At 40.7% G+C, this 9,346-nt stretch carries 1 protein-coding gene, 1 pseudogene and 1 other annotated feature; the gene and the pseudogene both read right to left on the minus strand.

What is annotated here, in order from left to right; all coding sequences use genetic code 11:
• Positions 1-7,518: pseudogene (locus A2536_01720) on the minus strand (hypothetical protein).
• A 203-nt stretch (positions 7,519-7,721) separates the two neighbouring features.
• Positions 7,722-8,732: a hypothetical protein gene (locus tag A2536_01725; protein ID OGF48075.1), complete on the minus strand. Its 1,011-nt coding sequence runs from the start codon at positions 8,730-8,732 to the stop codon at positions 7,722-7,724.
• Between the two features lie 119 nt (positions 8,733-8,851).
• Positions 8,852-9,015 (minus strand) — a binding site (cyclic di-GMP riboswitch class I).
• Between the last annotated feature and the right edge of the window lie 331 nt (positions 9,016-9,346).

Raw genomic sequence — 9,346 nt, forward strand, 5'->3', positions numbered from 1 at the left:
TACCGCGCTTATTGTTACAGTAACCGGGCTGACCAATACTACAGGTCCTCCGTTCGCATCTAATGCCTTTATTTTGAAATTAAAAGGATTGTTATATATTACATTTTCCGGAGATTCTACAGCAAAACTATCCAATGTTGATTTTGATGTCGAAACTGTTATTACATTTACCAAGCTGCTGCCCGTTGCTTTCACCGTATAATCCATATCAGGAACATTATCCGCAGACAATATACAAGTTACCTCCCCATTTGCATCCGACGTTCCGGAGGTTGGAGCTATGGAACCGCTCTTGCTTACCAATCCAAAAGTAATTGAGGAACCGATGACAGGCTCTCCGGAAGAAGTTAACCTAGCAGTTATTTTCGAATTATTCCCAGGTTTGACACTTAACGGATCTGCAGTTACATCTAAAACTGTTCCTGCGGCAAGAACACCGTTTATATTAATAGCAGCCGAACCCAGGGCAGACGATACATTAATACTGTTACTTCCCCAGGCGGGATAAAAATTAATATACGTTAAACCGCTCCCGCTTAAATATGCCCTGCCAAAATTATCAGTAACGGATACCACAGGTGTTATTGCTTGCAACACCCATTTAGACAAACCTGAATCATAATAATAATACTTAAACTGCCCGCCGGTTGCGGTAAATGTAACGGTTGTACCCGAAGTCGCCACACCCTCTCCGCTGCTGTTTACCACCTGAGCAAACAAACTGTTATTTGTCGTATACAAAGTAGCTGTTGTAACCTGTATGCTGGCAGGAGCGGCTAAATTTAATTTACAGCCGGTCAAAGCATTGATACTTTTCACTGTAATTTCCCTGCTCATTGTCCCGCTGGCAACACCTATTCTGCTATCTCCCGTTGTCGTTGTATTTGCGAATGTAACACATGATGTTCCTGTTGCATTAGACTTAATTGTTACTGAAGTTGCAGAACCAAAATTACCGGATCCGCCGGCTACACTGAAAATAACATTGGTTCCCAGTAAAGGATATCCATTACTGTCTTTAACCACTGCTTTTATCTCTGACTTACCCGTATTAATAAAAATTATTCCGGGATTTACTCCCGCCTGCAAATCCGAAGCATCAACTGCGCTGACTGTCACAGTCCCTGATACACCTCCGGAACTTGCCTCTATAACCGTATTCCCTACCGCTGCTCCCGCTGTAAGAACAACAGTACAGGTCCCGCTCCAGCCTGTAGTTGCGGATGAAGCGCTTAAATATCCCAAACCTGATAATTTCGAAAAATTAACGACAACATAGGGTGCTTTTGCACCGTTAATATCATATAAACTCACATTTATAGTTGTAGAACCTCCGACTGATATTGTTTTGTTATTTGCCGATACTGTTATACTCCCTGGCTGAATACCCTTTACAGTTACAGTCAACTTCATTCCTGAATATTCCGCTTGCACTATATTGTTTTCTTGACTTGGTCCCAATGTTAATACTGTAGTTGCCCCTGATGCATTGGTTACACCGGATAAGGCAGATAAGGAACCCCCTCCTGAGATTACAGAGAAATTTATTAATCCGCCCGATACACGTTGATATGAACTATCATAAAGGTATGTATTGATTGTAACACACGAACCTGCAATAGCTGAAGAAGAAGCAGAGGAACATGACAGATAATAGGCTATCCTTTTTACTGTTACATCATAATTAACGGTTCCGGCCGTCAACCTGACAACATTATTGCTATCCGCAGTTGAAATCATAAATGTTAACATTGCTCTTCCGTTTAAATCAGAAACTACCGGTGATAAAGGACTTGTTGAAGTAAGAGTAGTCCCGCTTGTTTTTGTATATGATATTACTCCATTAGGAATCGCATTTCCACCCGCATCCTTTATGGTTATATTGGCATAACAGATCCCGTTTAAATTCGCAACAATAGTACTTCCCTCATCTACATTTATTACTGCGGGAACAATTCCTTCTATCGTTAGCTGTCTGGTTGCTGTCTGGCTTGATATCGAAGCAATACATACACCTTCACCGACAGTATAATCATTTTTTACCCTTCCATTAGCATCACTGGTCATTGTCGAATAGCTCAAAGAACCTTTATTTACACTAAAAGTTACAGCAGCTCCGGAAACAGTATTTTCTCCCGCATCTTTTGTATAAGCAACCAAAGATACAACTGCTCCTTTTGAAGTTTTAGGGATATTATTATATTGTCCCAATTTGAACTCCGTCTCAAGAACAGCTACACTGGAGCTGGAAATAATTGTTACCGAACTTCCATACCCAAAAATGCCGTTGCTATCGAATGCTTTCACTTGTATCTGATCTGTTCTATCATACGTCTCATTTGTTACGGTTGTACTCCCTCCGGATAAATTCGCAGTGACTACAGAAAGTGCTCCTCTGCCCAAGCTGGAAGGATACCCTGCCATAGTTCCGATCAGACCTATTCCATTACTGGCATTTACCAGGTTATTATATTTATCCATAGCACTTATCGTTACACTGAATTGAGCACCTACAACAACAGCGCTTGCCGGTCCTTCTACTTTATAATGATCCAAATCTCCCGTTATTGTATTAATATTGGCTATCTTACTTATTCCTGTTCCTAATATTTCCGCTTTCACAGAATTTACAGCAGGTATAGTATTTCCAAAATATACACAGGTTGCGATACCGCTGCTGTTTGTTGTTGCCGTATTAACATTCATCGTACCGGCTCCGGATACTACACTCGTCCCGATTTCAACTCCTGCTACAGGATTTCCTCCTGCATCTTTGGCTTCTATTTGAATATCTGTTTTTGCTCCAACTTTTATAACCGTTGATAGAGGCAGAACATTTACTGTTGTTGCAGTATTCGCCCTCACGTATACGGTTGATTTCTGTAAGGTACCGAGACTTCCTTCAACCACATTGGCAACCGCTGTACCCATCATTAAGGTCACTTGAGCTTCTCCCGAGGCATCAGTAACCATCGAATATGCGCTTAAAGTTCCATCTCCTTCCAATCTTGCCAGATTTATTGTCTGGTTTACTTCTTTTACTTTGTTCCCATAAAAATCCAGTATCTTTCCTGTTATTGTCACTGTTTCCCCGGTGACGGCTGTTGATTTGCTGGAAGTCAGATTAACCGTCCATTTTTTACCGGAATTAGCAGCCACCATAAATAATTCGCTTATCCCGGAATTACCCACGGAATCCACCGCTTTTATCTTTATTCCGGCAGTTTCAACCATATTATATGTCACAGGCACCGTAATTACTCCGTTTTTTAAATACACAGGCGCATAAAACAAATCGGACAATTGAGTACTTGTATTATTCGGATCAACCACCATCAAAGCTATACTCTTATTTGTCATTGTTAACGGCAGAATATTCGCATCAATTTCCGCTGCCGCGGAATATGCCGTTATTTTTATCTCAAACGGAACTCCCGCTGTAACGGTGGAAATAGTCGCCGCTGCTATCTTATAATGATGAGGGTTTACAGACGTTACATTTACTGTTGTTGTCATAGGCGTTGAAGTCGTTTTTACGGCTTTTACAGTATTTACTCCGACTATCGTTGATGTTGTTAAAGTAGTTTGTGGTGAGTTTGTAACTGATGTAGGTGAGACACTTCCACCACCTGCTGTCACGCTGAAATTTAGGCTTGTCGCCCACGGAAATACGGTTATATTCCCGCTGCCATCTATTGCATTTATATTTATCACACTGCTGTCTCCGGGCAATACTATGGAGCTGCTTGTACTTCCGGTTATTGACGCTATTGCTCCGACATTTGTTAAAGTTGTAAAACCAGGATAGAGAATGAAAGCTGCAACGTGATGTACAGGATCATACGGCGCGCTGCAAAAGGTACGGCTGCTAAAACTGTTTGTTTTCCCGTCCAGAGTTCTTGAAATAACACGCGCACCATAACTCGTGCCGGGTGTAAGATTTGAAATAGTAACACAATGCGTGGTAACAAGATTAGCATCTTCAGGGAGCAGCCAGTAATTTCTGTAAACATCACCAATAGGACTAGTTATTAAATCAACCAACCCACACTCAACCTGCGTAGTAGACGCAACATTTGTCGTCCAGATAATTGTTGCGCTATTATTTGAAAGATTAGTTATTATTGTCCCGCAATTAGTTAATTTTGTTACCGGATTAAATGAGCTTGCTGAATTTGTATCTAATTCATAATTATCTGAGATCAAAGGACCGCCCGCTGTTACTTCAATTTCTTTGGAAGGGGCACTTTCCAGCCCCATCTTGCCCACAGTTACGCCCCTGTATTTATACGTTACACCCTGTGTTATATTTGTATCGCTCCATTTAATATCATAATAAACACTTCCGGTCCCGCCAATACTTTCGTAAACATTAGCCCAATCTTCATTCCCCGCTTTTCTATATATTCTTATATATGACACATCTGATCTTGAAGCCAGTTCATACCCAAAGTCCATAACTGAGTCAGGATAATTCCAATAAGTCAACGCACTGCACTCTATTGTAATATGATTTCCGCCCGTCTCCGAATATTCACATGTCCTTAATACCGGCTCATACGCTTTTCTTGTTTTTATCCTGAAGATATTACCAATATCCGGAGCTATTCCATTTATCAATATCTCCGTTTCACCGTCAACATAATTACTACCATCTTCCTGCTTTACATCATAATAACCTGAATATAATAACCCGCTTCCGTCAACCGGCTGGCACTGTCCGACATAATCAACAGTTCCCGGCTGGTTAATACTAAATGACGGTGTTTTACCGTCAGGCGCAAATACTTTAAAATACATTCTGCCGGGCGGGACAAACATTCTAGTTGGAGTAGCTGAACCAGTTTGCAATGGAAATACTGAAGCAGATGCTGCAAATGCTTTATCTTTATAATATGTAACACTATACCCTGCCGGATTAGTTGTGCCTATACTGACAATTTTTTCAGCAGCTAAAGCAGTAGAAGTACTTGCGGTTACGCCCGTTTTTACATAACAAATACTGGTTCCATTTCCCATGTCGATAGAATTCGCTACTTCACCGTTATTCGCTACAAAAGGCGCTCCTGATGACGGCATTACAAACTTTACTATTGCATTGTCATACGCAGTAAAATGCCAGTTTTTCAATGTTATAACATTTGACTTAATTTCCCCGTCATTACCTGATGAGCCGTCATACTTATTCGCATAACTATAAATCAATAGCGGATGAGTGTAGTTGGCAGGTTCCACAGCATTTGAAACCACATTATTGTTGCTAATTTTAATTACCCTAAAACCTGAAAATCCTTCTCCTCCATAAGGAGCCCTCTTCATTTGATTCGTTTTAATATATTTAGTAGGAGTTACTCCGCTGTTTGTAACACTGTCAGCAGTATTATAGCTCAAAGCCGCATTTACGCCATAACCGTCGCATATACCTGCCAGCTGATTTTTATTGTCCTTACAATAGAATATCGTTTTCATATTATCGGAAGGATCATTTAATTTACTTTGCAGCCAGTTAATCTGATCGGCGCTGATCATTCCGTTATCATCAGTCGTATCTATGCCGACAAATTTATGGGTGCCGTAATTAAAACTATAATATCTCGCTCCTACATTTTTTTCATACTGCAAATGACTGGACGAATTACTCCCGCCGTAACAATCCATATCTCCGGGTACAAAATACACAGGAACATCTATGTTTTTCAATGAACCTAGCAATGCCCCATAATCAGCATCACTGCCGGTCATTGTAAGATTCCCGGTCACCAATATAAATTCAGGATTAATAATATTAAGCTGCTCTCTCAAGTTTTCAAAATTATTCATCGGTGCGGATATGTGAATATAATAATAACCGGATTTCACTTCCTTTATCACTTTAACAGAATTTGCAGACACTCCGCCGGTTTGACTATTGCTCACTTCCAGATTATACATTCCTTCCTGCGTATCCGGCGGAACCACTGCCGCCAGCTCCCAGATACATTTTTCAAAATTGTATACGGTACTTACTGTCAGATTAACATTATTACTGTACTTGGACAATTTCGCAGTCCATCCCGACACCCCCGGATCCGACAAGCATTCAATATTTAAATTATTTCCGCCTTGGACTATTGAAGGAAATGTTGTTCTTGGTTTTCGTATAACCTCTTGGGCTGAGTTTGCAGCAGACTCAAATACATACACATACCCGCCCATTCCTGTGGCTACAAGCTTCCCACCCCCTATTATAACCGGACCAAACGCAACCCCGTCAGGATTCGCATATCTCCATACAAGCTCACCATTTGGATTTGTGGTATCAATTTTACAGCCATACAATATACCATTAGCATGAGCAGTAGAATTACCGAAAGCTGTCGGATCTATATCAGTGCCAAAATATATAATATTTCCGGATATTGCAGGTATTTGATAGTTTGAAAATTTGCCTTCAGTAAGATACTTCCACTTTACTGCTCCCGTACCGGCATCCAGAGCATAAAAGAACCCGTCAAAAGCACCAAAATAGACAACTCCATTGCTTACTATCGGAGAAGAGATATAGGTATTACTCCCGCTTGAATCAAAAACTTTATACCGCCATACCTCCTGCCCGGTTTTCGAATCCAAACAATACATACTTATTTCATCAGGATTACTTTTAAGTCCTGCGCAATATATTTTACCGTTTTCGTACGCAACAGAACCTCTATATTTATATGAGCCGGAATAATAATCCCCGCCGCCCAAATTCACCTTCCACTTGCTTACGCCTGTTCTTGAGTCCATTGCATGAATTTCACCGATAAATTCTACAAACACCGTATCCTCTGCAACGCAGGGTACTGTCATTTCATTATTTCCGCCGCCACCCCCGCCGGCAATAGTACTGCGTACTATATAATCCGCGTTTCCTGTTTTTTCATACTGATTAGACCTGGACCATTTCGCAATACCGGTAATTGGATCTGTGCAAACAATATTCTGAGCACCTAAATTATTAGATTGATTCAAATAATAGATTAAACCATTATAATTAACAGCACCACCCGTATTCCCGCCTGTTCCGCTTACTCTAAAGACCATAGCTCCTGAAGTTGTATCAAATTGACCGCCGCTGGAATGTCCCATTAATGAAAACACCTTATTTCCGCTTATTGATGGATAATAATCTGAACTATACAAGCAGACATTATCGTCATAATGCCATAGCATATTATAGTTCTTAATATCATACCCATAGTGCCTGCAGCAAACTGTCCATGTAATTTGTAATTTATCATCAGAATAAGACGCAAAACCAAAACCGGGGGCACCTCTACTAGTCCCCGCGCTCTTGTATTTCCATTTCAAATTAAAAGGCGGGGAAATGGTGTCACTGCTTGTGCCGGTATGCGTGAGGTCTTTAAACCCGTTAAGCCAATCGTCCGAGCGAAGAGGGGAAGGCAAGAGCAGCAAAGGAAGCAAGAAAAGAAAAAGAAGTAAAAGAAGAGAAGACAATCTTGTTGATTTAAAAAGTTTTTCATTTTTTTTGAGCATATTCTTTACTCCTGAAGTCTTGAATGGTTCTTAGCTTTTTATCTTCTTTACTTCCTGTGCATTCCGCCACAAAGCATTGGCGGACCCACATTTAGGCGAGGACTTTACTTTCTTCTTTTGCTTCATCTTCTGTACTTACTGCTCTTTCCGCCAAAGATCGTGGCGGACTGCCCGCCTAAATGCCGGCGGCCAGGCTTTATTTTTCATCTCCTGTATTTGCTGTTTCTGCTGTTCTTTCTTTCTTTGCTTTTTCTGCTTCTTTTCCCTTCTTCTCCGAACTTCACAGAAAGCGACACTCTATGCGCGCTTCCCAGATCTCCAAATAGGCTGAAGTTATAATCCAAGCCGCAGATCATACCGTCCAAGTTTTGTTTTACTCCTGCTCCTACATTTAGATTGTTTAAGTCATAGCCTATTCCATAACTTCCGCGTACACTTACAAAATTATCATAACAGTATTCTAAGCCTATGCTCTCTACCGTCTTTCCGCTTGCAAGTATATAATTCCCGCCTAAAGCCACCATCAAATCATCATCACTCACTATTGACAGCTTTGTTGAGATTCCTAACCTTGCCAGCATAGGTGATACATCTGATCCTGCATTGCCGCCTATGTTACTCAATGAAACTCCTATTCCTATTCCTTCCATACTATATAGTACCCCGACATCTCCCATTATCCCGCTTATACTGCTTCCGTCTATATCCTCTGCAGCATATTTTAAACCTGCTCCTACATTTAAACTTTCACCCAACTTGTACCCGATTGAAAGACCACCGGCAAGATTATTTGGATTAAAGACCCCTGAGGTGCCGGAATATACTCCCGACGTATCTTCTGTTGTTTTAGTTATACTCCCGTAATTAAGATATATTACATACGCTCCGAAGGTCATATTTTTTCCGGCAGGAATTACACCGGCAGCATACTCATAACTTGTTTCACCAATATAAACCAAATGCATGAGGGATATTTCCGGAGTTGTTAATCTCGCAAGACCTGCGGGGTTATAGAAGCTTGCATTGGAATCATCTGCTAAGCCTACGTAACCGTCTCCAATACTGGCTACTCTCGCGGAAGGTTTTATTTTTAGGAATTGAAGGGCTTCTGTGCCGGTACCGGCAAGTACAGCATTTGACAAGAAAAACATCAAAAAAGAACCAGTTAATACCATTTTTTTATTAAACTTGTATTTACAGCACCAAGTATGCATCGTTCCTCCTATAATAATATAAGGTCCGGCACCTGTTTATCACACCGACCTTTGAACCTGGCATTCATTACAACTTAAACCAGATCCAAAATTCTATGTTCTATCCAGATTGGTGCCGGATCGGCAGCTCAGCCCCCGTCACATGATTTTCTCAAGTATTTCTGCAGTAAGTTCGAACTCTTCTGCTCAATTTCATTCGACTTTACTCAGAGCATTCTTTTGAAGCATATGCCGGACTGGAACTTTGCGTCTCTTGATTACTCAAGATTTGCCTTTTCGGTTACATATATGTACATAAGTATAGCATATTTCTCAAATGTTTCAAGAGTAATATACGCTTATTCAGTGGAATATATGATTATTTCGATTGCTATATCTTTATTGTGCAGGAGGTTACGAATACACCTGGTCTATTTTAGGAAAAGGAGCTTTCGAAACTGTTAAAAATGAAGTTTTCAAATTTATCACTGGGAATGTAAACTAATTATAACTCACTTAATCATTCCAAACTTGCCCACCTTTTTACTACCATCCGCCGCTGCAACAACGTATAAATAAACACCCCGTCCAACCAGTTCATTAGTATCATTCTTCCCGTCCCATTCTATCCAGCC

The organism is Candidatus Firestonebacteria bacterium RIFOXYD2_FULL_39_29 (assembly GCA_001778375.1).
Taxonomy (GTDB): Bacteria; Oederibacteriota; D2-FULL-39-29; order D2-FULL-39-29; family D2-FULL-39-29; genus D2-FULL-39-29.

Excerpts from the sequence above, each read along its gene's own strand:
- A2536_01725 (OGF48075.1), bottom strand. The coding sequence starts at position 8,732 with ATGCATACTTGGTGCTGTAAATACAAGTTTAATAAAAAAATGGTATTA.